Below are 25,455 nucleotides of genomic sequence, written 5' to 3'. Positions count from 1 at the left end.
TCTGTAGAGCGGTAGATTCAGGCCTCCTGCAGCCCCGGCCGGCCGTGCTCCACCGCATAGCGCTTCCAGCTCTGCACCGCGCCATTCGGCTGCATCACGGTATCCAGCGTCTTCATGTCGCCGATCCACGCATCGCGGGTGACATCGCACAGCACGTAGCCACGCTTGTCGGTGGTCGCCTTCAGATAGGGGCTGTGCGCAAGCTGGTTCCTGGCATACGCGTCCACACCCTGGCCATCGGCGCCGGAGGTGATCGACGTGGCGAGGAACTCGCTGGAGATCACGCCCGAGTCACGGTGGTCCTGCACCAGATCGCTGGCATAGTGGCGATGCGCGTCGCCGCAGGCGGTCACCACGTTGCCGAAGCCCACCTTCTGGATGTGGTCGAGCAGGCGCCGGCGGCTGTCCAGATAGCCCGACCACTGGTCGTCGGACGACTGCACCACCCCGTCCTTCTCGCGCATGTAGTTGCCCAGCGCCACCTGGTGGGCGATGGTGTGCCAGCGCGGTGCGGCATCGGCCAGGCCGTCGAACAGCCAGCGCTCCTGCTTCGCCCCCACAATGCTGCGCTCCGGCGATTCCACCTCGTCACGCAGCGCCATGTTCACCTGCTTGCTGCGGTACTGGCGGGTGTCGAGCAGGTGCAGGTCCATCAGCGTGCCGTAGCGTGCACGTCGGTACATCTGCATGTGGCCATCGCGCGGGAATGCCGAACGGCGCAACGGCATGTTCTCGTAGTAGGCCTGGAACGCCTGTGCGCGGCGCAGCAGGAATACTTCGCTGGGCGTGTCATCCTGGTCTTCGGCGCCGGCCCAGTTGTTGTCCACTTCATGGTCGTCAAAGGTGACGAACCACGGTGCCGCCGCATGCGCGGCCTGCAGGTCGGCATCGCTCTTGTACTGGGCGTAGCGGCGGCGGTAATCATCCAGCGTGTAGATCTGCGGGCCGACGTGGTTGCGCAGGTTGGTGAACGGCTGGCCGTTCATCTTCCGCAGGCCCGGCTGGCTTTCGCCTTCGTAGATGTAGTCACCATAGTGGAAGACGAAATCAAGCGGTTCTTCGGCAATGCGCCGCCACGCAGTGTAGTGGCCTTCTTCGTAGTGCTGGCAACCGGCCACCGCAAAGCGCACGCGATCCACCGCGGCCGTGGCTGCGGGCAGCGTGCGGGTGCAACCGACCGCACTGGCGTGGCCACCGACGCTGAAGCGGTACCAGTAGGGCCGTCCGGGCGCCAACCCGTCCAGCTCCACGTGCACGGCGTGGCCGAGTTCGGGATGCGCCATCGCCGCCCCCTGGCGTACCACCCTGCGCATGCCTTCGTCTGCGGCCAGTTGCCACTCGACCAGCATCGGCCGGGTCGGCATGCCGCCGCCGAACACCAGCGGTTCGGTCGCCAGGCGCGTCCACAGCACCATGCCATCGGCCGAGGGATCACCCGAGGCCACGCCCAGGGTGAAGGGTGTGCTGGCAAAGCGCGGCTTGGCCAGCAGGTTGCGCGGGTTCAGCGCGGTGGCATCGGCCTGCGCGGCCAGCGCGTGTGCCGTGCCCATCCAGGCACCGGCAGCGGACAGGCCGGCCAGGGCCAGGAATCGCCTGCGATTGATCGTCTCCACGGCTGTGCCCTCAGTTGTAGATGATGTGGAAGTAGAAGAAGCGGCCGTAGTCGTCGATCTCGGTACGGAAGCGCCCGTTCGGGCCGGTGCTGTAGGTCGGCTGGGTGTTGAACAGGTTCTTGGCCTCGTACTTCAGCGTCACGTGCTTGCTGACCTTGTGGCTGAAGCCCATGTTGAAGGTCATGTACGGGTCGTAGTACGAATCCAGCCACTGGGTGTCGCCGAAGTCGACCAGCATCCGGCTGCGGTAGGTGCCGGACAGGCGCAGCTGCGCGCTCTTCCACGGCATGCGCCAGATCACCGAACCGTTGAGCGACCAGTCCGGCTGGTACAGCAGCCGGTCCAGGCGGCGCTCGGTGCCATCACTGATGCGGTAGTTGGTCTGGCCTTCCAGCCGCGTGGCGTTGAAGTACATGTCGAAGCGCTGGCGGCCCCACTGCAGGTTGCGGTTGGCCACCGCGAACTCGACACCGCGCAGCTTGGACTCATCGGTGTTCATCGGCTGGGTCACCCGGTAGCGGGTATCACCCACGTCCTCGAAGGTGGTCAGGGTGTAGATGTCGTCCTTGATCACCTTGTCGAACAGCGCCACCGAGACCAGGCCGTTGTTGCCGTTGAAATACAGGTCCCACGCCAGGTCGATGTTGGTGGAACGGCGCGGCTGCAGGTCGGCATTGCCCTGCTTGATGCTGCAGAAGCCCCTGCCCTCCTCGTCATCGCCACAGCTGGTGCTGGTGGCCTGGGCGATGTTGCTCGGCGTCGGCCGGCCCAGCGTGCGGCTGGCGGAGAAGCGCAGGCGCTGGTCCTCGGTGAGCTTGAAGGTTGCGTTCAACGAGGGCAGCAGATTGTTGTAGCCACCGCTCGTGTTGCGGAACGCGGAGGTATAGGTAGTGCCGCCATCATCGCTGAACGGACTGTAGGCATCGAAGCGGGTGTGGTCGTAGCGCAGGCCGCCGATCAGCAGCAGCCGGTCCCAGGCGTAGTGCGCGGACACATAGGCATTGGTGATGTCCTCCACGTACTTGTAGTCACTGGTGAAGTTGGCATTCGGATACGCCGCATTGTTGTTGCCCAGTTTCGGCAGCAGTTGCTCGTTCCACTTGCGGTTGTCGATCAGCGGGAAGCCCGGCACGCTGCCCAGCAGCGTCGAACCCGGATACAGGTAGTCGTTGAGCGTGGCACTGCTCTTGAAATAGTCGAAGTCGATGTCCTGCCAGATCTTCAGGTGGCGGTACTCGGCGCCGGCGGCCAGGCCGAAACCTCTCGCATCGGCGTCGATGTTGTAGCTGAAGTCGGCGCGCAGGTTGTCGATGCTCTCCTTGGCATCGCGCGGGGAGACGTAGGCCTGCGCCGGATTGAGCTTGAATGCGGAACTGGTCAGCAGGCTGGAATCGGAAACGGCCACCGAGTTGGGGAAACCGTGGCTGTCGTTCTCGTAGTCGACGAACAGATTGCTTGGATAGGCGCGCACGCCCCAGTAGACCTGGCTGTTGTGGAAGGTCTCTTCGGTATGGCCACCGCGCAGGGTCAGCCGCGAACGGTCACCCATGTCCCAGTTGAAGCTGGCGATGGCGCCACGGTTGCTGCGGTCCCAGCGGTCGTGGCGGTTCTTGATGTAGATGCTGTTGATCTGGGTGGTGCCGCTGTCTTCGGCCTGGTTGCGGACCGGAAACTTGGCGTTGCCGTACAGATCCGTCTTGTTCATCGTCGAGTTCTCGTAGAACCGGTACGAATACAGCAGCAGCGATGCGTAGAACGGATCATCCGAGGGCTTCCACTCAAGCTTGGCGGAGCCACCGAAGTTGGTGATGAAGTTGGTATAGGTGCCAGTGCTGAAGTTGCCAGGCGCACGCAGCCCGTTCCAGCCCTTGGCCTGGTCCGGACCCGTGGTACCGTCGGTGAGGTATTTGCCAGCGTCGTTGTAGTAGTAGTTCGACTCCACCCAGCGCTTGACGCTGTTGCGCGAACGCTGCTCGTAGCGTGCCACCGCAACGATGCCGAACTGCTGGTCGACACCAAACTGGTTGGAGAACACCATCTTGGCGCTCTTGCCGAAGTGACCCAGGGTCTCGTGGTTGCCGCCAGCGCTGCGCTCGACGTTGGTCTCGGCGGTGGAATAGATGCCTGCCACATCGGCAAACACGTACTTGCCTGACCGGTCGAAGGCACTGCGGCTGATGATGTCGATCACGCCGCCGATCGCATCCGGTGCCTGCTCGGCACTGAAGCTCTTGTAGATGTCGGTACGGGTGCCGACGTCGCTGGGAATCAGCTGCAGGTTGTTCATGCGCTCGCCGGAGCCACTGCCCCCCACGCTGGCAATCGCGATGCCATCGATGGTGGTGTAGTTGAGGTTGGCCTGCACGCCGCGCACGGTCACGTAACGTGGCTCGCCGGCATCCTCCACCGCACTCAGCCCTGGAGCCGCCATCAGGCTCTCGGCCAGGGTCTCGTCGCCGTAGCTGTCCATCTCGTCATACACCACCGAATCCTTGATCACCGGCGACGACTTCTTCTGGTCGATGACCTCATGTGCGGCAATCACCTTCACCGTGTCCAGGGTCGGCGCCACCATTGCCTCGGCCTCGCGCGGCTTCGGCGCGGCCGGCTTCGGTTGGTTGCGAGCTGGCGCCGGACCGATGGCGATGACATTGCCATCCACCACGGTGTACCCCAGGCCGGTACCGGCCAGCAGCGCGTCCAGCGCCTGCCTGACGGTGGCACCGCGCGGCACCGCACCGGCCATGCGGGCATCACCGCCGGCCGAGTACAGGAACTGCACCCCGGAACCGCGCGACAGCTGCTCCAGCGCACGCGCCAACGGCTGCGCCGCGATCGGCGTGGATACACGCGCCTCCAGGCCATCGGCACCGGCGGCGAAGGCCAGCGGCACGCTGCAGGGGGACAGGGCGAGGATGATCGACAGGTAGAGCGTGTTGCGCATCACGGGTCCTTGGAAGAGAGAAGGCAGCAGGTGCCCCTGCGCGGATCGGCAGCGGCTTCTCCCAAGTAAGAGCCGGCATCCACCGAAGTGGAGAACGCGGATTCGATGAATTTTTTCTGACAGTCCACGACCGCACGGGCCTCAGCGGCTGCCAACCCGCACGGTGTCGCCTTCGCGCCTCACCACGAAGCGCGGGTCGCGTTCGAGGAAGGCCTGCAGCGCACCGATGCGATGCGCATCGAGGCTGCCGGACAACCGTGCCGATGCCGCACCTTCGTCCAGCACGCGTACCTGCACCTGGTTGTGCCGGTTGAAGGCAGCGGCCACCTCGTCCAGCCGCTCATCCAGGAAGGACACCTTGCGCTGCTGCCAGTCCAGCAGCATCGACAATGGCAGGTCCAATGACTCGACCGCATGGCTGCGCGCGTCGACCTGCACCACCCGGCCTTCGCCCAGTTGCGCAAGACGCCGGGGGTCCACACCCAGGCTCCATACCTCCACCTCGCCGGAGACCACGCCGATGCGTGTGCTCTGCAGCCGTCGCGACACATCGAACACCGTGCCGATGTCGCGGATCTCCAGGCCGTTCACCGCCACCTCGAACGGACGGCGGTCGCGGGCGATGTCGAATGTGGCCTCACCCTGCAGCAGCTCCACCTTGCGGCTGAACCAGCCCATGCGTACCCGCAGGCGGCTGTCCGCGTTGAGCCGCACCTGGGTCTGGTCGGGCAGCACCAGGTCGCGAAGTTCACCCTGTCCGGCACTGTAAAGCTGCTCGGTGGGCATCACCTGCGGAACCAGGCCCACGCCGAGCAGGGTGATACAGGCTGCGGCAGCCGCCACCCACCAGCGCGCACGACCGCGATGCGGCACAGCGCGCGGCGGCGCGTGCACGCTACCGAACAGCGGCACCACCTTGGCGGCGACCTGCCGCGGTGGAACCGCCGCGTCGTCAGGCAACGGCGATTGCAGCGCCTCGCCCACCTGCCGGTGCAAGGCAAGGGCGTGCATGTAGGCGCGCACGTGCTCCGGCGAGCGCTTCATCCAGTCCAGGAACGCGAGGCGCCCGGCCTCATCCAATGGCCCCTCGCGATTGCGCAGGAACCAGTCCATGGCCTCGCAGGCGATCGTGTCGTCGGCCACGGGCGATGAGGTCCGGTTCATGTGAGCTCCCTGGCGCCCAGCGCCTTCCTGCAGGCCTCCAGCCCCTTGCCGATGTGCTTGCGCACCATGTGCACCGACACCTGCAGCTGCTGGCTGATTCGCGGGCAGTCCAGCCCGTCGCGGTAGTGCAGTTCCATCACCCGCCGCGTGGTCGCCGGCAGTCGTGCGATGGTGCTGCGGATATCGTTCCAGCGCTGCGCACGCTCGAATTCACCTTCGATGTCTTCTTCGCTTTTCAGCACTTCGGCCAGCAGGTCGACGTCTTCCAGCGGCGGCAGCGACGACCGCGCGCGCGCATGCTCGCGCGCCAGGTTGGCCGCCACGGTGAACAGGTAGGCTTCCGGGTTCTCGACCGCATCGGCATCCTCGCCGGTGCTGCGCAGCAGGCGCAGGTAGACCTCCTGCGCCAGGTCTTCGGCATCCTCGCTGGCCGAACCGCGACGCAGGAAGAAGCCACGCAGCAGCCGGCGCCGCAGTTCGTAGCTCTTCTCCCAGATCCTCACGCTGTTCACGGCCGGCCAACCACCCCGAGGCTGGAAAGCCCCGCAGGGTGACCGCCATCGATGACAGTGGCGTTTCAACGACCGGCAGGCAGCCGCTAGAATGCGGCCCCTGCAATGTCCCGGCAGCCCGCACAAGGAGTGCTCCCATCAACGCACGCACCGCCATCAACACCCTCAGCAGCCTGCTGTTCCTGCTGCTGGTCGCCCACACCACCGCCTACCAGCAGCAGATGTGGCCGCCCAGCCGGGTCATCCATGTGCATCCGGTGATCGTCGTCCTCGCCTATGCGCTGGGTGTGCTCACGCTGCTGTTGTGGATCGGCGGTCGTCGTGCACCGGAACCCGCCCAACGCCTGGCGCGCTGGTTGCCCATCGTCGCCTGGTGCCTGCTGGGCGTCGGCGTGGCGATCATCCCGGTGTTCCTGCCGGGGCTGTCCCCGGCCTGATCAGCGGCCGCGCCCAGCGCATCGGCCCATGATACGGCGCGCGGCACCAACCCTTGCTTGCCAGAGACCCAAGCCCCGCCCGCCTACCGAAGCGTGGGGGGCAGGCCTACGCTTGTCTTCTCGGTGGCCGCCACGGTCGCCCTTCGCGTCACGGCGCCCGCCGTTGCGACCCCGCTCCAGTGCCGTGCGCCCTGCCGGTGTTGTCGCCCAGGCAGACGTCCGACCGGCGCCCTCTGGAGACAGCCATGAACCAAGCCCTCATTCCCTTCGATACCGATCCACTGGAAACCCAGGAGTGGCGTGAATCGCTGGAGGCGGTGATGCAGGCCGGCGGCCGGCCGCGCGCGCACTACCTGATCGACCAGCTCAGCGATCTGGACGCCCGGCAACACGGCGAACTGCATACCCGTGCCTGGACCGCCTACGTCAACACCATCCCGCCCGAGCGCCAGCCGGCCTACCCGGGTGACCTGGCCATCGAGCGCCGCCTGAACGCAATGATCCGCTGGAACGCGATGGTGATGGTGCTGCGTGCCGGCAAGCATTCCAACGTCGGCGGCCACATCGCCACCTACCAGTCGGCGGCAGTGCTGTACGACGTGGGCTTCGATCATTTCTTCCGTGGCCGTACTGACACCTTCGACGGCGACATGATCTACATCCAGGGCCACTCCGCGCCGGGGATCTACGGCCGCGCGTACGTGGAAGGCCGCATCGATCCGGCACGGATGGACAACTTCCGCCGCGAAGCCGGCCGCGAAGGCCTGTCCTCGTATCCGCACCCGCGCCTGATGCCGGAGTTCTGGCAGTTCCCCACCGTGTCGATGGGGCTGGGCCCGCTGACCGCCGCCTACCAGGCGCGCTACATGCGCTACCTGGAATACCGCGGCCTGAAAGAACACCAGGGCCGCAAGGTCTGGGCCTTCCTCGGCGACGGCGAGATGGACCAGCCCGAATCGCTGGCGGCAATTTCCCTGGCCGGCCGCGAGCGGCTGGACAACATCGTGTTCGTGGTCAACTGCAACCTGCAGCGCCTGGACGGGCCGGTACGCGGCAACGCCAAGGTCATCCAGGAACTGGAAGGCACCTTCCGCGCGGCCGGCTGGAACGTGATCAAGCTGATCTGGGGCAATGGCTGGGACGACCTGCTGGCCCGCGACCACAGCGGCCTGCTGCGCCAGCGCATGATGGAATGCGTGGATGGTGACTACCAGACCTTCAAGTCGCAGAGCGGCGCCTACGTGCGCGAGCATTTCTTCGGCCGCTACCCGGAGCTGCTGGAGCTGGTCGCGCACATGAGCGACGACGACATCTGGGCGCTGGCACGTGGTGGCCACGATCCGCAGAAGGTGTACGCCGCCTACCAGCAGGCGGTGAACACCAGCGGCCGGCCGACGGTGATCCTGGCCAAGACGGTCAAGGGTTTCGGCATGGGCGAAGCCGGCGAAGGCCAGAACATCAACCACCAGCTGAAGAAGATGAGCGCCGACGCGGTGCGCGCCTTCCGTGACCGCTTCAACCTGCCGGTCAGCGACGAGCAGCTGGAGGAGATGCCCTATCTGCGCCCGGAACCGGGCAGCGCCGAAGCGGTCTACTTCGCCGAGCGCCGCCGCATCCAGGGCGGGCAGCTGCCGGCGCGCCTGGCCAAGGTCGATCCGCTGCCGCTGCCGCCGCTGTCGATCTTCAACACCCAGCTGCAGGGCAGCGGCGATCGCGGTCAGTCCACCACCATGGGCTTCGTGCGCATCCTCACCAGCCTGCTGAAGGACCCGGAACTGGGCAAGCTGGTGATTCCGATCGTGCCCGATGAATCGCGCACCTTCGGCATGGAAGGCCTGTTCCGCCAGATCGGCATCCACTCCTACCTGGGTCAGCTGTACACCCCGCAGGACGCCGGCCAGCTGAGCTATTACAAGGAAGCCAAGGACGGCCAGATCCTGCAGGAAGGCATCAATGAATCCGGTGCGATCTGTTCGTGGATCGCCGCCGGTACCGCCTACAGCAACCACGGCCTGGCCACGATCCCGTTCTACATCTTCTATTCGATGTTCGGCCTGCAGCGCGTCGGAGACCTGGCCTGGGCCGCTGCCGATGCGCGTACCCGCGGCTTCCTGCTCGGTGCCACGTCGGGCCGCACCACGCTGATGGGCGAAGGCCTGCAGCACGATGACGGCCACAGCCACGTGCTGTCGTCGGTGATTCCCAGCTGCGTGTCCTACGACCCGACCTACAACTACGAGCTGGCGGTGATCATCCATGACGGCCTGCGCCGCATGTATGTCGACCAGGAAGACATCTACTACTACATCACCGTACTCAACGAGAACTACCCGCAGCCGGCACTGCCCGAAGGCGCCGAGGCCGGCATCCTGAAGGGCCTCTACCTGCTGCGTCCGGCAGCCGCCGATGCCGCCTCGCATCCACGCGTGCAGCTGATGGGCGCAGGCTCGATCCTGCGCGAGGTGGAAGCTGCGGCAGAACTGCTGCAGCAGGACTTCGGCATCGCCAGCGATGTGTGGAGCGCGACCAGCCTGACCGAACTGCGCCGCGATGGCCTGGCCGCCGAACGCTGGAACCTGCTGCACCCGGCTGAGGAACCGCGCGTACCCTACGTGCAGGAGTGCCTGCAGGGCCATGATGGCCCGGTGGTGGTGGCCACCGACTACATGAAGATCGTCGGCGACCAGATCCGTCCCTTCATCAACGACCGCCGCTTCATCGCACTCGGTACCGATGGCTTCGGCCGTTCCGACACGCGTGAGTCGCTGCGCACGTTCTTCGAAGTGGATCGCCACTTCATCGTGCTGGCCGCCCTGAAGTCGCTGGCCGACGAAGGCCGCATCGAGCGCTCGCGGATGCAGGAGGCCATCGACAAGTACGGCATCGACACCGGCAAGCGCGACCCGGCCTCGGTGTAAGGCTGCCGGTGCCATGCCCGCGGATTCCCTCCCCGTGGGCATGGCGCAGGCGGCGCCGCTACGGTATCCGCTTGAACAGGTTGGTCTGCAGGATCGGCGTGCCGTCGTGGCCGTAGAACGCCTTGGTCTCGGTCATCGTCGTACGGTCCGCCGCCACGGTATAGATGCGGGTGGAGGCCGGCGTGCCATGGTCCACCAGCTGCATCACCAGGGTATTCGGCGCCGGCAGTTTCAGGTTGGCCTTGTCCGCGCCGTAGGTGCCGGACAAGGGCCCGGGCGTACCGTCCAGCGCCAACGTGCCGTCGGATTTCATCGTCTTGCCGTCGTGCAGGACGATGTCGACGTGTGAACTCCACCGCCCCGCACCGGCGTCCTTGAACTCCAGCACCACCTGCTTCGGGCGCTGTGCTTCGGGTAACGCAGACGTGGCGATATCCAGCGACCAGCGCCCCAGCAGCGGTGAGGGCGAAGCTTCCACCGCCAGCGCCGGAACGGCGGAGAGCGAAAGCGCAGACAACAACACAGCGGACAACAGCTTCATACGGGGCTCCGTTCGAATGAGGAAGCTCTGCGTGGGGCGTTGCGGGGCAGTGCCCAGATCGTGCCGGTCGCCAGCAGCACGCGCAAGGCGGTGCGCTGAACGAGGGAGACTCCGTCCCATCCCGAGAGGCAAAAGCACCCTGCCCCATTGAATCGAGGCGGTTTCCGCTCTTGTTGACCTGAATAGTTACGTTATAACATTTCACGTCAATTTCACGGACCGTGCCATGCGTCGCCATCTCCTTGCTACCGCCCTTCTGTTCGCCGTCCACAGCGCCCAGGCCGCGGACGAACCCACCCTCCCCACCCTCCAGGTCCAGGCCAGCCAGCCCTCCCGTATCGACAGCCGGGTCACCGTCGACAACCCACAGGCGCAGAACCGCACCCTGGGCGGCCTGCTCGAACACGTCTCCGGCGTGCAGAACAGTGCTTTCGGGCCGAACGCGGGTGCCCCGGTCATCCGCAGCCTCAGCGGCAACCGCGTGCAGATCCTGCAGGACGGCCAGTCCATCCTCGGGATGAACGCGATCAGCGGCGACATCAACATCCCGTTCGATCCGCTGTTCGTACGCAGTGTCACCGTCAACAAGTCTTCCGACACCGTGCGCTACGGCGGCAATGCGATCGGCGGCAGCGTGGAGATCGATTCGGGCCTGATCTCGCGCAGCATGGAAGACAAGGACCAGTCGATGGAACTGGTCCTGCGCAAGGGCTTCAACGCCGCCGACGCGCAGGGCTTCCGCATGAACTTCAACAACCAGCGCAACTTCTCGACCAACCTGCAGGTCTCGCGTCAGCGCATCTCGCACTACGACATCCCCGGCAACAGCAAGGCCAGTGTCTGCAACACGCGCCTGTTCCCGCCGACCGGTGGCGTGAACTCTGCGCTGGCCGACAGCTGCCAGAAGGAAGCGCGCGTGCAGCAGATCTACAACAAGGCGTCGCAGCCCTACATCGACCAGTTCATGACCGAAAACCCGGACTGGGCCGACGGCGATTTCTCCTTCTACACCAACAATCCGACTTCGGTCTGGCAGCGCCGCACCTACATCAATCCGGTCAATCCTGCCTATGTCGCTGGCACGCCGTCGTACGTGCAGAAGCAGATCAACAACGACGTGACGCCCGATTACCATCACCGGTTGGGCAACAGCTACGCGAGAAATTCGCAGGTGGCGCTCGGGTCGACCCTGTTCTTCGACCGTGGTTACGTGGGTATCAGCATCGATGCCAAGGACAGCGAGTACGGCGTGCCGGGGTTCTCGATGCAGAACCTGTCGTTCGGTTCCAACTATGCCAACGGGCTGCCGGTGGGGGTGGTGATCAAGCAGGAACGCTATGCACTGGAAGCCCTGCTGCGCGATCCGCTGCCGTGGTTCGAGCGCGCCGAACTGCGCGTTTCCAAGCTGGACAACACCTCGGGCGAGCGGCTGGGTGCCACCCGCGCCAACGACTACGATTTCGAGAGCACCCAGGCCGAGCTGCTGCTCAGCCATCAGCGCGTCGGTCCGCTCAGCGGCATGCTGGGTTTCAGCCACCAGTCGCGTGATGTCACCGGCAGTGGCTCGCTGCGCTACCTGCCTGACGTCGACACCCGCAGCAACGCGGTGTTCCTGAAGGAGACGCTGGACTTCGGCTGGGCCAGTTTCGACGCTGGCGTGCGCCACGAGCGCGTTGACCATGACCTGCAACCAAGCCGCTTCAAGACCGCGCGCAATGCCGCCAACGCGAAACTGCAGGACCGCGACTACCGGCTCAACAGCTACAGCCTGGGATCGTATGTCGAGCTCGGTCCGTTGTTCGCCGCCAAGGTGCGCTACTCGTCTTCGCAGCGCGCACCGGAGATCAACGAGTTGTATGCGAGCAATGCTCACTATTCGGTGATGACCCAGGAAGAAGGCAACCAGAACCTCGAGCCGGAACGCGCGAAGAACCTGGAACTGACCGGCCTGTTCCACCTCGGTGGTTTCGAACTGTCGGCCACCGCGTACCGGATGAAGTACGAGAACTATCTGTACCTGGGTTACTCGGGCATGCAGACCGCCAACCGCCTGCCGCTGAAGTACTGGAAGCAGACCGACACCACGGTGAAGGGCTTCGAGATCGATGCCTCGCAGGCATTGGACCTGGGCCGCTACGGCACGTTGAACCTGTCCGCCTTCGCCGACCTGGTGAAGAACAAGGCCGACCGCCCCGATTCGTTGCGTGCCCACAATGACGGCGAGTACCTGCCGAACATGCCGACCAACCGCTACGGTGCCACCCTGCAGTGGCAGCGCGAGGGCTGGAAGGCGCGGCTGTCCAGCACCTACTACGACACGCAGAAGTACCTCGACCACAACGTGAGCGAGGAAGTGCCGCTGGATGCATTCAACCTGGTCGACCTGCAGGTCAGCCGTGAGCTGCCGGTACGCAACAGCTACATCGCCGGCATGGAGGTGTTCGTCAACGGCAGCAACCTGCTCAATCAAGAAGCACGGCCGCACAACTCGCCGCTGAAGTACATCGCGCCGCTGCCCGGGCGCGGTTTCCAGGTGGGCGTGACGGTGAAGCTCTGAGGATCGAACGCGTCGGTACGCGCCTGCGGGCAAATGGCCTGCAGGCGTTCTCCCCCGCCCCCCCTGCGTGGTTGCGCCACACGCACCGGTTGATTCACCATCGGCAAAAGAGGAGAGCGTGATGAACTGGAAGCATGCGGTTTCACTGGCGCTGTTGTTGTCCGTTTCATCAGCCGCAAGTGCTGCGTCTGCGATCACCTACGACAAGGATGGCCGCTACGGCTATTCGATGAACCAGTCTTCCCTCACCACTGCGATGCAGCAGTCGCTGCACTACTGCGCAGCGCGATCGCGCAATTGCGGTCAGTTCGCCAGCACCACCAGCGAAGGCTATTCGGCCATAGCGACCGGCACGATCGCGTTGGGCTTTGCACTGGGTGAGAAGACGGCGGACGCCGCGCAGCGGAAGGCCGAAAGAATGTGCAGGGAACGTGCCAACGACTGCACGCTTGCGTTGCTGTGGCGGGAAATTCCACCTCGCCACATTGAACCGCCACAGCTGCCGGGTACACCCGCTCCGGCACCGGCGATGACCCCCGCGCCCATGCCAACGCCTGCCTCCCGCACCGATCAGCCAGGATAGTCAGCTCCACGCTGCGAGTGTCGGATAAAGAAAAACGCCTGCAGATCGAGGATCTGCAGGCGCTTCTTTGTATCTGGCGGAGTGAGAGGGATTCGAACCCTCGATAGAGCTTTTGACCCTATACTCCCTTAGCAGGGGAGCCCCTTCGGCCACTCGGGCATCACTCCGGGGTTTTCTCCGCGTCTGGTGCGTTGCACCTCAGCGGGGCGTGAATCATAACGTTAATCGAGTGCGAAGGTAAAGCGTTATTCGGCAGAATTTTCACTACCGGTGCCACCGGCTTCGTCACCGCGCTGGATGCGCTGATAGATCTCTTCGCGATGCACAGCAACGTCCTTCGGCGCGGTGATGCCGATACGCACCTGGTTACCCTTGACGCCAAGCACGGTGACGCTCACCGAGTCTCCGATCATCAGGGTTTCGCCGACGCGGCGAGTCAGGATCAACATTTTTGTAAGTCTCCATGGAACCGTGTGGAAGGGTATCCCCCACCGGCTTGACGCTCCGTCAAGAAGCGCTACCACGACAAAGGGAAAAGATTCGCAATGGTACCGTCAGCCGTCCCGCTCCTACAAGGAGGGGGACGGCCAGGTTCATCACAGGCGGGGGCTGACCCATTCGACGACTGCAGCCAGCGCAGTGGCAAGGGCGGGCCCGTCCTCGCCACCACCCTGGGCGAGGTCCGGGCGTCCGCCGCCCTTGCCCCCGATCTGACTGGCGATATGGGACAACAGTTCCCCGGCCTTGACCTTGCCCATTGCACTGCCGTTCACACCCGCGACCAGGGCGGCCTTGCCGTCCTGGGCGCCGGCCAGCACGATCACCGCGTCGCCCAGCTGCTGCTTGAGACGGTCCATGGCGTCACGCAGGGCCTTGGCGTCGAAGCCCTCCAGGCGGGCAGCCAGTACCTTCACGCCAGCAACCTCGACGGCCTGGCCGGACAGATCGGCCGTGGCACCGGCGGCGACCTTGGCCTTCACGGCCTCCAGTTCGCGCTCCAGCTGCTTCTGGCGCTGGCCGAGGGCACGGATCTTCTCGACCACGTCGGCAGCGCTGCCACCGAGCAGTTCAGCGGCCTCGGCCAGGCGGGCCTCTTCGGCGTCCACGTAATCCAGCGCACCCTGGCCGGTAACAGCCTCGATGCGGCGCACGCCCGCGGAGACGCCGCCCTCGGAGGTGATCTTGAACAGGCCGATGTCACCGGTACGGTTGACGTGGGTACCACCGCACAGCTCGGTGGAGTAGTCACCCATCTTCAACACGCGCACGTGCTCGCCGTACTTCTCGCCGAACAGGGCCATCGCGCCGAAGTCCAGCGCTTCCTGCATGCCCATGTTGTGTACTTCGGCGGCGTTGTTGGCGCGCACCTGCTGGTTGACCTTGCGCTCGATCACGGCAAGCTCTTCCGCGCTGATCGGCTGGAAGTGCGAGAAGTCGAAACGCAGGCGGTCCGGAGCGACCAGCGAGCCCTTCTGCTGCACGTGGCTGCCCAGCACTTCGCGCAGGGCGGCGTGCAGCAGGTGGGTGGCCGAGTGGTTGAGGATGGTGGCGCCACGGCGCTCGCCATCGACCTGGCCGGAGAGCACGTCGCCGACCTTCAGGCCGCCTTCGGACAGGGTGCCGACATGGCCATGGAACTGGCCGGCGAACTTCTGGGTGTCGTCCACCGCCAGGCGCACGCCGTTGCCGGTCAGTACGCCGGTGTCACCGACCTGGCCGCCGGACTCGGCGTAGAACGGGGTCTGGTTGGTGATGACGATGACTGCGTCACCGGCATCGGCCGACTGCACCGGACGGCCGTCCTTGAGCAGGGCCAGCACGGTCAGGCCGTCAGCCTGCAGGCGGTCGTAGCCCAGGAACAGGGTCGGGCTCAGGGTCGCCACCAGCTCGGCGGGCAGGGTCACGCCACCACCGAACTTGCCGGCCGCGCGCGCGGTCTCGCGCTGCTGCTCCATCGCGGCATCGAAGCCGGCAATGTCGACGGTCAGGTCGCGCTCGCGGGCGATGTCCTGGGTCAGGTCGAGCGGGAAACCATAGGTGTCGTACAGGCGGAAGGCGTCAACGCCCGGGATCACGCCATTGCTGGCCTTGCCCGCGACGTCCTCGAAGATCTTCATGCCGGCATCGAGGGTTTCGGCGAAACGCTCTTCTTCGGCCTGCAGCGCACGGGTGACGGTGTCCACCGCAGCCGGCAGTTCCGGATAGGCTTCGCCCATCTGCTCGACCAGGGTCGGCACCAGCTTGCTGAAGAACGGCTGGCGCACGCCCAGCATCCAGCCGTGGCGCAGTGCGCGGCGGATGATACGGCGCAGCACGTAACCGCGGCCTTCGTTGGACGGCAGCACGCCATCGACGATCAGGAACGAACAGGCACGGATGTGGTCGGCGATCACGCGCAGCGACTTGTTTTCCAGGTCGGCGGTGCCGGTCAGCTCGGAGGCCTTGCGGATCAGCGCCTGGAACAGGTCGATCTCATAGTTGGTGTGCACGTGCTGCAGGATCGCCGCCAGGCGCTCCAGGCCCATGCCGGTATCCACGCACGGCGCCGGCAGTGGCACCAGGGTGCCGTCGGGCTGGCGGTCGAACTGCATGAACACCAGGTTCCAGATTTCGATGAAGCGGTCGCCGTCTTCATCCGGGGAACCCGGGGGGCCACCGGCAATATGGTCACCGTGGTCGTAGAAGATCTCGGTGCACGGGCCGCACGGGCCGGTGTCGGCCATCTGCCAGAAGTTGTCCGAGGCAAACGGTGCGCCCTTGTTGTCGCCGATGCGCACGATGCGCTCTTCCGGCACGCCGACCATGTCGCGCCACAGCGCGTAGGCTTCGTCATCGGTCTGGTAGACGGTGACCAGCAGGCGTTCGGCCGGCAGCTTCCAGACCTGGGTCAGCAGTTCCCAGGCCCAGGCGATCGCGTCCTTCTTGAAGTAGTCGCCGAACGACCAGTTGCCCAGCATTTCGAAGAAAGTGTGGTGGCGCGCGGTGTAGCCGACCTGGTCGAGGTCGTTGTGCTTGCCGCCCGCGCGCAGGCAGCGCTGGACGTCGGCCGCGCGCACGTAGCTGCGCTTTTCCGCGCCAAGGAACACGTCCTTGAACTGCACCATGCCGGAGTTGGTGAACAGCAGGGTCGGATCATTGCCCGGCACCAGCGGCGCCGACGGCACGATGGTGTGGCCTTTGCCCTTGAAGAATTCAAGGAAGTCGCTGCGGATCTGGGAAGTCGTGAATTTGGCGGATGCGTTCATTGGGGGCTGGCAGTCTGCGGGCCGGCGGACCCGGACCACCGGCCGCGTTGGCCAGGGTCGCGAGGGACCGCCGAAAACCTAAAGGGTATCAGGCCCGGCGCCGCCAGTCTCAGTCATCCGGGTCGTAGCGGGTCGCGCGGCGGATGCTGTCGCCGTCGAAGCCCCGCCGGGCCAGCAGATCGGCAGCCTTGCGCCGCTGTGTCAGGTCCTGCGGGCCGGCCTCGCCAAAGCGTCGGCGGACCAGATCACGGGCGTTTTCCTGCCAGTCGCCTTCGTAGCTGTCCATCGCTGCGGCAATCGCGGCACTGTCCAGGCCGTGGGTCCCCAGCTCGGCGCGGACATGGATCGGCCCATAACCGGTGTTGGCGCGCATCCTCACCAGGTTCTCGGCAAAACGGGTGTCGTCCTGCCAGCCGGCCTCGGTCAACTTGGCGACAGCGGCCTGCGCGGCTTCGTCTTCGATGCCACGGGCGGTCAGCTTGCGGGTGAGTTCCTTGCGCGAGTGCTCGCGGCGGACCAGCAGGCCCAGTGCCCGTTGCACGGGGGTCTGCTCACGCGGCCGGCGCTTGCGGCCGGTCGGAATGTCTTCGGCGTCGGACATGGGTACTCCAAGGGTGGCGCCATCCGTGGCGCCCAGCCCATCCCTGGGCGATTCGAACCTGCGGGACAGGGCGACGTCACTGACGGCGCCACCCTGCCCCACAGCAAGCCTTATTCGTCTTCGCCTTCGTCGTCGCCTTCCTCGCGGGCCGCTTCGGCCGGCTGGAATTTCTCGCGCAGCTCGGCCTCGAGCTTGGCGGCGACAGTCGGGTTGTCGCGCAGGTAGCCGCGGGCGTTGTCCTTGCCCTGGCCAATGCGTTCTTCACCGTAGCTGTACCAGGCGCCAGCCTTCTCGACCAGCTTGGCATCCACACCCATGTCGATCAGCTCGCCTTCACGGCTGATGCCTTCGCCATACAGGATCTCGGTGATGACCTGCTTGAACGGAGGTGCCAGCTTGTTCTTGACGACCTTGATCTTGGTCTGGTTACCGATGATCTCGTCACCCTTCTTGATCGCGCCGATACGGCGGATGTCCAGGCGGACCGAGGCGTAGAACTTCAGCGCGTTGCCACCCGTGGTGGTTTCCGGGCTCTGGCCCGGCATCATCACGCCGATCTTCATGCGCAGCTGGTTGATGAAGATCACCAGGGTGTTGGAGCGCTTGATGTTGCCGGTCAGCTTGCGCAGCGCCTGGCTCATCAGGCGGGCCTGCAGGCCTGGCAGCTGGTCGCCCATCTCGCCTTCGATTTCGGCCTTCGGGGTTAGCGCGGCAACCGAGTCGATCACCAGGATGTCGACCGAACCCGAACGGACCAGCATGTCGGCGATTTCCAGCGCCTGCTCACCGGTATCCGGCTGCGACAGCAGCAGGTCGTCCACGTTCACGCCCAGCTTGGCGGCGTAGATCGGGTCCAGCGCGTGCTCGGCGTCGATGAAGGCCGCGGTACCGCCCATCTTCTGGCATTCGGCGATGGCCTGCAGGGTCAAGGTGGTCTTGCCCGAGGATTCCGGCCCGTAGATCTCAACGACACGGCCCTTCGGCAGACCACCAATGCCCAGCGCGATGTCGAGCATCAGCGAACCGGTCGGGATGGCTTCGACGGGTTCGACCACGCGGTCGCCCATGCGCATCACCGAGCCCTTGCCGAACTGCTTTTCGATCTGGCCCAGAGCTGCAGCGAGGGCGCGCTTCTTGTTCTCGTCCATCGGATTGGTCCTTGCAGAGGTCGTGTCGTTGGAGGTGCTGTCTTTGGGGGTCTTCTTTGCCATGGGTTCACTTTAAGTCGGACGTATCGCACAGGCTGAGATTCTGCCCGGCGCTCTGAAAAGAATTATCGGACATCCGTACCAACCTCAGTGGAACCAGAGAATCGCCACAAAAGACCGCGGGGTAATGCGCTATGGAACGGGTCAACGGTTGGGCCGCAGCAGGCCGCAATAGAGGCCCTCGATCGCGAAGTCCTGATCCGGCAGCACCTCGATCGGCTTGTAGTCGGGATTGCGCGGCAGCAGGCGGATACGATCCTTGGCGATCTTCAGCAGCTTGACCGTAATCTCGTCATCGATGCGGGCCACCACGATCTGCCCGGAATGGGCGTCGCGGGTGCGGTGCACGCCGATCAGGTCACCGTCGAAGATGCCCTCGTCGATCATCGAATCGCCCTGCACCTTCAGCAGGTAGTCCGGCGCGGGCGAGAAGAACACCCGGTCCAGCACCACGAAATCGTCCGAGCCGATGTCGGCGCCGATCGGCAGGCCGGCCGCAACCCGGCCCAGCACCGGCAGGCGCAGCACACTGTCGGGCAGGCCCGGCTCGGCCAGCTTCTCGACCGGCGGCGCCTGCACCAGGCGGATGCCGCGGGCCTGGCCCGGGATGCGACGGATCGCACCGGCCTGCTCCAGGGCTTCCAGGTGGTACTGGGCCGCGCGCACGCCCTTGAAGCCGAACGCACGTGCGATTTCAGTCTGCGAGGGCGGCGCGCCTTCGCTCTCGATACGCTCGGCGATCAACTGCAGGATCGCCTGCTGGGTGTCGGTCAGGTCCATGGTTAGTAGTATTACTACTAATATCCGGGACTGCAAGTGCCGCAAACGACATGGAGTGGTGCGGGCCTGTTGGGCCGAGGCATGCTCGGCAAGCGTCGCCGGGTATGGCCCGGCACCAGGAGCAAAGGCAGCCGACCAGCGGTCGGCTCTACAGGAATCGCGCAGCGATTCCGCGGTTCCCGTTGGGAACCGCTGCGGTAAACACACTCACGTGTGTTTACCGCTTCTCCATATCGAGAACAGGATCCACACGCCGCAGAAGCCGGCGCCGATGAAGCCGCAGACGCCCAGCGCCAGCAGCCAGCGGCTGGAGACGCCGCCGACGCTGTGCATCACGATCGAGGAACCGATGATCAGCGCAGCAGTGACGATGCCCATCACCAACCGGTTCGCTGCGCGGTTCACCTGTTCGCCGAAGCCCTGCAGCGCCGTGGTTTCCACCTTCAACTGCAGGCGTCCCCGGCGCGCCGCCTGCACCAGCTTGCGCAGGTCGCGGGGAAGCTCACCGGCGAAGTCGACCAGGCCCAGCAGGCTGCGGCGGCCGCGCTTGAGCAGCGCCTTGGGCGCATAGCGCTGCAGCACCACCCGCTCCAGGAACGGGCGCGCGGCACTGGCCATGTCGAAATCCGGGTCCAGCTGCCGGCCCATGCCTTCCAGGGTCAGGAACGCCTTGATCATCAGCGCCAGGTCAGCCGGCAGGGTAAGGCTGTAGCTGCGCAGCAGCTGGGTGATGTCGCCCAGCATCAGGCCGATGCGCAGGTCCTTCAGCGGCACGCCACGGTATTGATCTACGAACTGGCTGATGTCGTGCTGCAGCCGGTTCTCGTCCACCTCAACACCGCCGGCCCAGTCCAGCAGCACGTCGGCCACGCCCTGCGGGTCCTGCTCGACCAGCCCGTGCAGCAGCTGAGCCACCTGGAAACGCCGCACTTCCGACAAGGCGCCGACCATGCCGAAATCGATCACGCCGATGCGCCCGTCACGCAGGTAGATGATGTTGCCGGGGTGCGGGTCGGCGTGGAAGCTGCCGTCCTCCAGCACCATCTTCAGCACGATGCCGGCGCCACGCCGTGCCAGCTCGCGCCGGTCCAGGCCCGCCGCATCGACGCCAGCCAGGTCACGCCCGGGAATGCCGTCGACGAAGTCCTGCACGTTCAGGCTTTCGCAGGTCCACTGCCAGTGCACCTTCGGAATCAGTATGTCGTCACGGCCGCTGAAGTTGCGCGCGATGCGCTCGGCATTGCGGCATTCGGCAGCGAAATCCAGTTCGCGGCGCAGCGACACGGTGAACTGCTGCACGACTTCGGCCGGGCGGTAACGACGCAGGTCCGGCAGTCGCGCTTCAACGATCTCGGCCAGGCGGGCCAGCAGACGCAGGTCGGCCTCGACCACATCGCGGATGCCGGGGCGCCGCACCTTCAGCACCACCTCGCGACCATCATGCAGGCGCGCGCGATGGGCCTGCGCCAACGAAGCGGCGGCCATCGGGATTTCATCGAGGAAGGCGAACACCTGCGTCGGCGAGGCGCCAAGGTCGGCTTCGAGCTGCTCACGGATATCCGCGTACGGCAGCGCCGGCACTGCGTTCTGCAGCTCGGAGAGCTCGGCGATCCATTCCGGCGGCAGCAGGTCAACGCGCGTCGCCAGCACCTGCCCGAGCTTGACGAAAGTGGGACCGAGATCCTGCATCGCGCTGCGCACGCGCACCGGTGCGGTCATCCGCAACAGTTCCTGCCGCTCCTCGTTCCAGTGCAGGAGGCGCCCTGCCCGCTCCAATGTGCTGGCCAGGCCGATGCGCCGCACCACGTCGCCGAAGCCATAGCGGATCAGGACGACGGCGATTTCCTGCAGTCGGCCCAGGTCACGGACCGTGCCCAGCGTTTCCCACATCATGCGTGCTCCGGACGATTACCGGAGCAGCATGTCACAGCTGGGCGTCGATACCGCGCAATGCCGCCGCCACGGTTTGCCGGCGGATGGCTTCGCGGTCGCCATCGAACTGGAACAGTTCGGCGCGGGCGTAGCCGCCGCGGCGCTTCCAGCCGATCCAGACACTGCCGACCGGCTTGTCCGGGCTGCCACCGCCAGGACCCGCGATGCCGGTCACCGCCACGGCGATGCCGGCACCGGAATTGACCAGTGCGCCGGACACCATCTCCAGCACGGTTTCGCGGCTGACCGCACCGAACTGCTCCAGCGTCTGCGCGCGCACACCCAGCAGGCGCTGCTTGGCCTCGTAGCTGTAGACCACCATGCCGCAGTCGAAGAACGCCGAGGAACCGGCAATGTCGGTCATGCATTTGGCGATCCAGCCACCACTGCAGCTTTCAGCGGTCACCAGCTGCAGCGAAGCCTGCTGCAGGCGCTGCCCGAGCGCGGCGGACTGGGCGTTGAGGTCGGCGTCGGTGGGAATGGACATCGGCATGACGGTGGGGTGAAGAACCTGCACGTTGTACCGCAGATGACAGGCGGATGTCGCGGCCCTCCGGCGCGGCTGCGCTGCCGGCCAGCGGCCGGCACTACCGGGGATTGGCCGCTACCTCACCACTCCGGCAGCTTCTCCGGCAGCAGCGCCCGGATCGGCGCGCCGTCGGCACTGGCGGCCAGCTTTTCGGCTTCGGCGATCGGCAGGTCGACCTGCAGCAGCCAGCCGTCTTCATCGGCCTGCTCGCTGCGGATCACTTCCAGCTGGTGCAGGCGCGCGCGCAGGCGGCCGGCATCGGGTGGCAGGCGCAGTTCGCCGGTGACGTGCTGTAGGCCCAGGCGCTTGCCCAGCACCGCCTGCAGCAGCTCCAGGCCCTGCCCGTCGCGTGCGGAAATCCACACCCGCTCGCGGCGCGATTCGTCCGGGATGCCATCCTGGCCGTCGTGGCGGACGTCGGCACCGTCGATGCGGTCGATCTTGTTGAACACCAGCAGCTGCGGCAGGTCGCCGGCACCGACCGCGGTCAGCACCTCGTCGACTTGGGCGATGCGCTCCTCGCGATGCGGATCGGCGGCGTCGACCACGTGCAGCAGGAAATCGGCCTCGCGCGCTTCGGACAGGGTCGAACGGAACGCGGCGACCAGGTCATGTGGCAGGTCGCGGACGAAACCGACGGTGTCGGCCAGCACCACGTTGCCCCCCGGCACCGCAATGCGGCGCACGGTTGGGTCCAGCGTCGCGAACAGCTGGTCGGCGGCATAAGCCTCGGCGCCGGTCATGGCGTTGAACAGGGTCGACTTGCCTGCGTTGGTGTAGCCCACCAGGGCCACGCGCGGCAGTTCGCTGCGCACGCGCGCACGGCGCATCTGGGTGCGCTGCACTTCCACCTTTTCCAGGCGTTTCTGCAGCTGTTCGACCCGCTTCTGCAGCAGACGGCGGTCGGTTTCCAGCTGGGTTTCACCCGGGCCGCGCAGGCCGATCGAACCACCGCGCTGGCGCTCCAGGTGGGTCCAGCCGCGCACCAGCCGCGTGGCCAGATGCCGCAGCTGCGCCAGCTCGACCTGCAGCTTGCCCTCGTGGCTGTGCGCACGCTGGGCGAAGATATCCAGGATCAGGCCGGTACGGTCGATCACCCGGCGCTCCAGGAACCGTTCCAGGTTGCGCTCCTGGCCCGGGCTCAACGCATGGTTGACCAGGATCAGGTCGGCACCGCTGGCGTCGGCCGCGGCCTTGATCTCGTCCAGCTTGCCGCTGCCGATCAGGGTCGACGGATTCGGTCGGTCCAGGCGCGCAGTGATCGTCGCGGCGATGCTGGCCCCAGCCGAGCGGGCCAGATCACCGAATTCTTCCAGCACATCGTCTTCCAGCTTGCCGAAATGGGGCTGGATCAACAGGGCGTGTTCGCCCTTTTTCGAGCGGTCAAACATTCACCGCTCCGGTCTTACTCGTCTGCTTCATCACCTGCCTGACCACCTTCACCCGACTGCACGTAACCACCGCCCGGACCGACCTTCACGTTGCGTGCCGGAACGACCGTGGAAATGGCGTGCTTGTAGACCATCTGACTGACCGTGTTGCGCAGCAGGACCACGAACTGGTCGAACGACTCGATCGTGCCCTGCAGCTTGATGCCGTTGACCAGGTACACCGAAACCGGCACGCGCTCGCGCCGAAGTGCGTTCAAGAAAGGATCCTGCAGCGATTGCCCCTTGGACATTGCACACTCCTGATTATTGTTCTTATTGGGTTGCCGACGGTTGCCACGGCCCCCGAGCCGCCCGCCGACCGATGATGTTACACGGCTGGCGGGGGTTCAGCGTGCGACGAAGGTCGACACCGCGCCGGCCAGGCGCTCCCCATCGACATGGGGGTCGAACCAGCGCGCATCAAGCTCGCCGCGCAGCCAGGTCAGCTGGCGCTTGGCCAGCTGCCGGGTGGCGAAGATTGCCTTGTCACGGAAACGGGCGGCATCACCCTCTCCGTCCAGGTATTCCCAGGCCTGGCGATAGCCAACCGCGCGCACCGCCGGCAGGTCCAGCGGCGCCGTCACGGCGGCCATTTCCGGCATTGCACGCAGTGCCCGCACCTCGTCCAGGAAGCCCTGCGCCAGCATGGCGTCGAAGCGCGCCTCGATGCGCTGGTGCAGTACCGCGCGGTCACGCGGGGCGAGGATCAGCTTGAGGGTGCGCACCGGCAATGGCGCGACGCCCGGCCGGCGCTGCCATTCACTGATCGGCGTGCCGGTGAGGCGATAGACCTCCAACGCCCGCTGGATGCGTTGCGGGTCGGTGGCATGGATACGTGCGGCTGCGGCTGGATCGACCATGGCCAGTTCTGCGTGCAGTGTCGCCCAGCCCCGCTCGGCCGCCTCGGTGCTGAGTGCTTCGCGCATCACCGGGTCGGCCTCCGGCATCGGCGACAGGCCCTGCAGCAGGGCCCGGAAGTACAGCCCCGTGCCACCTGCCAGGATCGGCGTTTTGCCGCGTGCCACGATGTCGGCCACGACGCGGCCGGCATCGGCGGCGAACTCGGCCGCCGAATAGGTCTGCCACGGATCGCGCAGGTCCAGCAGATGGTGCGGCGCCTGCGCCCGCTCGGCCGCATCCGGCTTGGCCGAGCCGATATCCAGATGCCGGTAGACCAGCGCCGAATCGACGCTGACGATCTCGCCATCCAGCTGCTTCGCCAGGGCGATCGCGGTGGCGGTCTTGCCACTGGCGGTCGGCCCCATCACGGCGATCGCCAGTGGCCGCCGGTCGATGCCCATCAGTCTTCGTCCGGCCAGCGGATCGTCGGCGTGGCGTCGGCGCGCGGCGTTGGCACGGCCTCGACTGCCTGCCAGATCTTCAGTGCATCAACGGTGGCGGCCACGTCATGCACGCGCACGATGCGCGCGCCGCGCTGCACCGCGATCAGGTGCGCGGCCACCGAGGCGGCCACGCGCTCGGACGGCGTGTCGCGACCGGTCAGTTCGCCCAGGCTGCGCTTGCGCGACAGGCCAGCCAGCATCGGCACGCCCAGCTCCAGGAACCGCTCGGAGCGTGCCAGCAGGGTCATGTTGTGGGCAGTGGTCTTGCCGAAACCGAAACCGAGATCGATCAGCAGGTTCTTCTTCGAAATGCCCGCCATCTCGGCAGCGAACAGGCGCTGGACCAGGAAGCCGTGCACCTCGGCGACCACGTCGTCGTAATGTGGATCGGCCTGCATGTGGCCTGGCTCGCCCTGCATGTGCATCAGCACCACCGGCACGCCGGTTGCAGCGGCGGCGTCCAGCGCCCCTTCCTGACGCAGTCCGTAGATGTCATTGATCATGCCGGCGCCAGCCGCCACCGCCGCGCGCATCACTTCCGGCTTGAAGGTGTCGATGCTGATCGGCACCCGGGTGCGTGCGGCCAGCTGCTCGATCACCGGAATCACCCGGCGCAGTTCCTCCTCCACCGATACCGGCGCAGCGCCCGGCCGGGTCGATTCGCCGCCGATGTCCAGCAGGTCCGCGCCCTCCTCGACCAGCTTGAGGCCATGTGCGACCGCGGCCTCGGTGGTGTCGTGCGCGCCGCCATCGGAGAACGAGTCCGGGGTGACGTTGACGATGCCCATGACCCGGGCACGGTCGAGGCGCAGGATGCGGCCGGCGCAATCGAGCTGGGGCGAGGTATCGAACATGGGCAATCCTGCAGGGACAACGGCGGGTAGTTTAGTTCGGCAGGGCGGCGCCCTGCACCCGCAGAGGCCAGAGCAACAGCAACAGCGGGTTTCCTGTGGGATGGCGGGGTGGGTCCAGTTGCGGGGGACGCCGTAAATACGTCCATGTAGCAACTGTGTTGATGGAGGGACTTGGCCCCTCCATGAGACGGGCACGGTAGTGCCGGCCGCTGGCCGGCAGCCTTTGGTCTTGCGCCCTGGCTGGCCTTAGGCAGGGACCAGCCC

At 65.9% G+C, this 25,455-nt stretch carries 20 protein-coding genes and 1 tRNA gene; 4 read left to right on the top strand and 17 right to left on the bottom strand.

The features are described from left to right. Positions 1 to 17: 17 nt before the first annotated feature. The 4 genes from AC5P6S_RS07655 to AC5P6S_RS07640 form a co-directional block, all read right to left on the bottom strand. A complete protein-coding gene (locus AC5P6S_RS07655; RefSeq protein WP_005412948.1) occupies positions 18 to 1,613 on the bottom strand; it encodes an alkaline phosphatase D family protein in 1,596 nt (531 codons plus the stop codon). Between the two features lie 10 nt (positions 1,614 to 1,623). Beyond that, positions 1,624 to 4,557, bottom strand: coding sequence for a TonB-dependent receptor (locus tag AC5P6S_RS07650; RefSeq protein WP_495204553.1), 2,934 nt, complete (start codon positions 4,555 to 4,557; stop codon positions 1,624 to 1,626). A 141-nt stretch (positions 4,558 to 4,698) separates the two neighbouring features. Continuing rightward, entirely contained in the window at positions 4,699 to 5,721 is a 1,023-nt protein-coding gene (locus AC5P6S_RS07645; RefSeq protein WP_495204552.1) for a FecR family protein, read from the bottom strand. Further along, positions 5,718 to 6,233 (bottom strand): RNA polymerase sigma factor, encoded by a 516-nt coding sequence (locus AC5P6S_RS07640; RefSeq protein ID WP_005409031.1) that lies wholly within the window; start codon positions 6,231 to 6,233, stop codon positions 5,718 to 5,720. The genes AC5P6S_RS07645 and AC5P6S_RS07640 overlap by 4 nt, the downstream gene beginning before the upstream one ends. Before the next feature lie 38 nt (positions 6,234 to 6,271). Here AC5P6S_RS07640 and AC5P6S_RS07635 point away from each other — a divergent pair, with 38 nt between their 5' ends. Beyond that, positions 6,272 to 6,670, top strand: coding sequence for a hypothetical protein (locus AC5P6S_RS07635; protein ID WP_043035001.1), 399 nt, complete (start codon positions 6,272 to 6,274; stop codon positions 6,668 to 6,670). A gap of 245 nt (positions 6,671 to 6,915) precedes the next feature. Next, a complete protein-coding gene (aceE, locus tag AC5P6S_RS07630) occupies positions 6,916 to 9,588 on the top strand; it encodes a pyruvate dehydrogenase (acetyl-transferring), homodimeric type (protein ID WP_495204551.1) in 2,673 nt (890 codons plus the stop codon). Positions 9,589 to 9,646: 58 nt separating this feature from the next. Here the strand turns inward: aceE and AC5P6S_RS07625 are convergent, their stop codons facing one another. Then, positions 9,647 to 10,129 carry a hypothetical protein gene (locus AC5P6S_RS07625; RefSeq protein ID WP_033834139.1) on the bottom strand — a complete coding sequence of 161 codons (483 nt, stop codon included), beginning with the start codon at positions 10,127 to 10,129 and terminating at the stop codon, positions 9,647 to 9,649. A 226-nt stretch (positions 10,130 to 10,355) separates the two neighbouring features. Between AC5P6S_RS07625 and AC5P6S_RS07620 the strand changes: the two genes are divergently transcribed. After that, entirely contained in the window at positions 10,356 to 12,686 is a 2,331-nt protein-coding gene (locus tag AC5P6S_RS07620) for a TonB-dependent receptor domain-containing protein (RefSeq protein ID WP_099498271.1), read from the top strand. A gap of 121 nt (positions 12,687 to 12,807) precedes the next feature. Then, on the top strand, positions 12,808 to 13,269 hold the full coding sequence (locus AC5P6S_RS07615) for a DUF4189 domain-containing protein (protein ID WP_060381140.1): 462 nt from the start codon (positions 12,808 to 12,810) through the stop codon (positions 13,267 to 13,269). Positions 13,270 to 13,343: 74 nt separating this feature from the next. Here AC5P6S_RS07615 and AC5P6S_RS07610 read toward each other — a convergent pair. From AC5P6S_RS07610 to folP, 12 genes are all read right to left on the bottom strand, one after another. Then, positions 13,344 to 13,436: transfer RNA gene (locus tag AC5P6S_RS07610), tRNA-Ser, on the bottom strand. A 78-nt stretch (positions 13,437 to 13,514) separates the two neighbouring features. Then, complete coding sequence (csrA, locus tag AC5P6S_RS07605; protein WP_004152909.1) at positions 13,515 to 13,718, bottom strand: carbon storage regulator CsrA; 204 nt, start codon at positions 13,716 to 13,718, stop codon at positions 13,515 to 13,517. 147 nt (positions 13,719 to 13,865) lie between these two features. Continuing rightward, positions 13,866 to 16,514 carry an alanine--tRNA ligase gene (alaS, locus tag AC5P6S_RS07600; protein WP_005412938.1) on the bottom strand — a complete coding sequence of 883 codons (2,649 nt, stop codon included), beginning with the start codon at positions 16,512 to 16,514 and terminating at the stop codon, positions 13,866 to 13,868. A 109-nt stretch (positions 16,515 to 16,623) separates the two neighbouring features. Continuing rightward, a complete protein-coding gene (gene recX, locus AC5P6S_RS07595) occupies positions 16,624 to 17,115 on the bottom strand; it encodes a recombination regulator RecX (RefSeq protein WP_005409024.1) in 492 nt (163 codons plus the stop codon). 110 nt (positions 17,116 to 17,225) lie between these two features. Further along, the gene (gene recA / locus AC5P6S_RS07590) at positions 17,226 to 18,263 is read right to left on the bottom strand and encodes a recombinase RecA (RefSeq protein ID WP_005412937.1); all 1,038 of its coding nucleotides are present in this window, start codon (positions 18,261 to 18,263) and stop codon (positions 17,226 to 17,228) included. Positions 18,264 to 18,467: 204 nt separating this feature from the next. Next, positions 18,468 to 19,103 (bottom strand): transcriptional repressor LexA, encoded by a 636-nt coding sequence (gene lexA, locus AC5P6S_RS07585; RefSeq protein ID WP_005412936.1) that lies wholly within the window; start codon positions 19,101 to 19,103, stop codon positions 18,468 to 18,470. 207 nt (positions 19,104 to 19,310) lie between these two features. Next, positions 19,311 to 20,993 (bottom strand): 2-polyprenylphenol 6-hydroxylase, encoded by a 1,683-nt coding sequence (ubiB, locus tag AC5P6S_RS07580; protein WP_032966029.1) that lies wholly within the window; start codon positions 20,991 to 20,993, stop codon positions 19,311 to 19,313. Between the two features lie 34 nt (positions 20,994 to 21,027). After that, positions 21,028 to 21,522, bottom strand: coding sequence for a CinA family protein (locus tag AC5P6S_RS07575; RefSeq protein ID WP_005409020.1), 495 nt, complete (start codon positions 21,520 to 21,522; stop codon positions 21,028 to 21,030). Positions 21,523 to 21,644: 122 nt separating this feature from the next. Further along, the gene (gene hflX / locus AC5P6S_RS07570; protein ID WP_005412934.1) at positions 21,645 to 22,955 is read right to left on the bottom strand and encodes a ribosome rescue GTPase HflX; all 1,311 of its coding nucleotides are present in this window, start codon (positions 22,953 to 22,955) and stop codon (positions 21,645 to 21,647) included. A gap of 14 nt (positions 22,956 to 22,969) precedes the next feature. Continuing rightward, positions 22,970 to 23,245, bottom strand: a complete 276-nt coding sequence (gene hfq, locus AC5P6S_RS07565) for an RNA chaperone Hfq (protein ID WP_004152891.1) — start codon at positions 23,243 to 23,245, stop codon at positions 22,970 to 22,972. A gap of 96 nt (positions 23,246 to 23,341) precedes the next feature. Next, a complete protein-coding gene (miaA, locus tag AC5P6S_RS07560) occupies positions 23,342 to 24,295 on the bottom strand; it encodes a tRNA (adenosine(37)-N6)-dimethylallyltransferase MiaA (RefSeq protein WP_099498270.1) in 954 nt (317 codons plus the stop codon). After that, a complete protein-coding gene (folP, locus tag AC5P6S_RS07555; protein ID WP_005409017.1) occupies positions 24,295 to 25,191 on the bottom strand; it encodes a dihydropteroate synthase in 897 nt (298 codons plus the stop codon). Before folP ends, miaA begins: the two co-directional genes overlap by 1 nt. Between the last annotated feature and the right edge of the window lie 264 nt (positions 25,192 to 25,455).

It is taken from the genome of Stenotrophomonas sp. YJH_SMC_119 (assembly GCF_059368315.1).
Note: the sequence above shows the minus strand (reverse complement) of the source record. Positions and strands in the feature narration are given on the sequence as shown.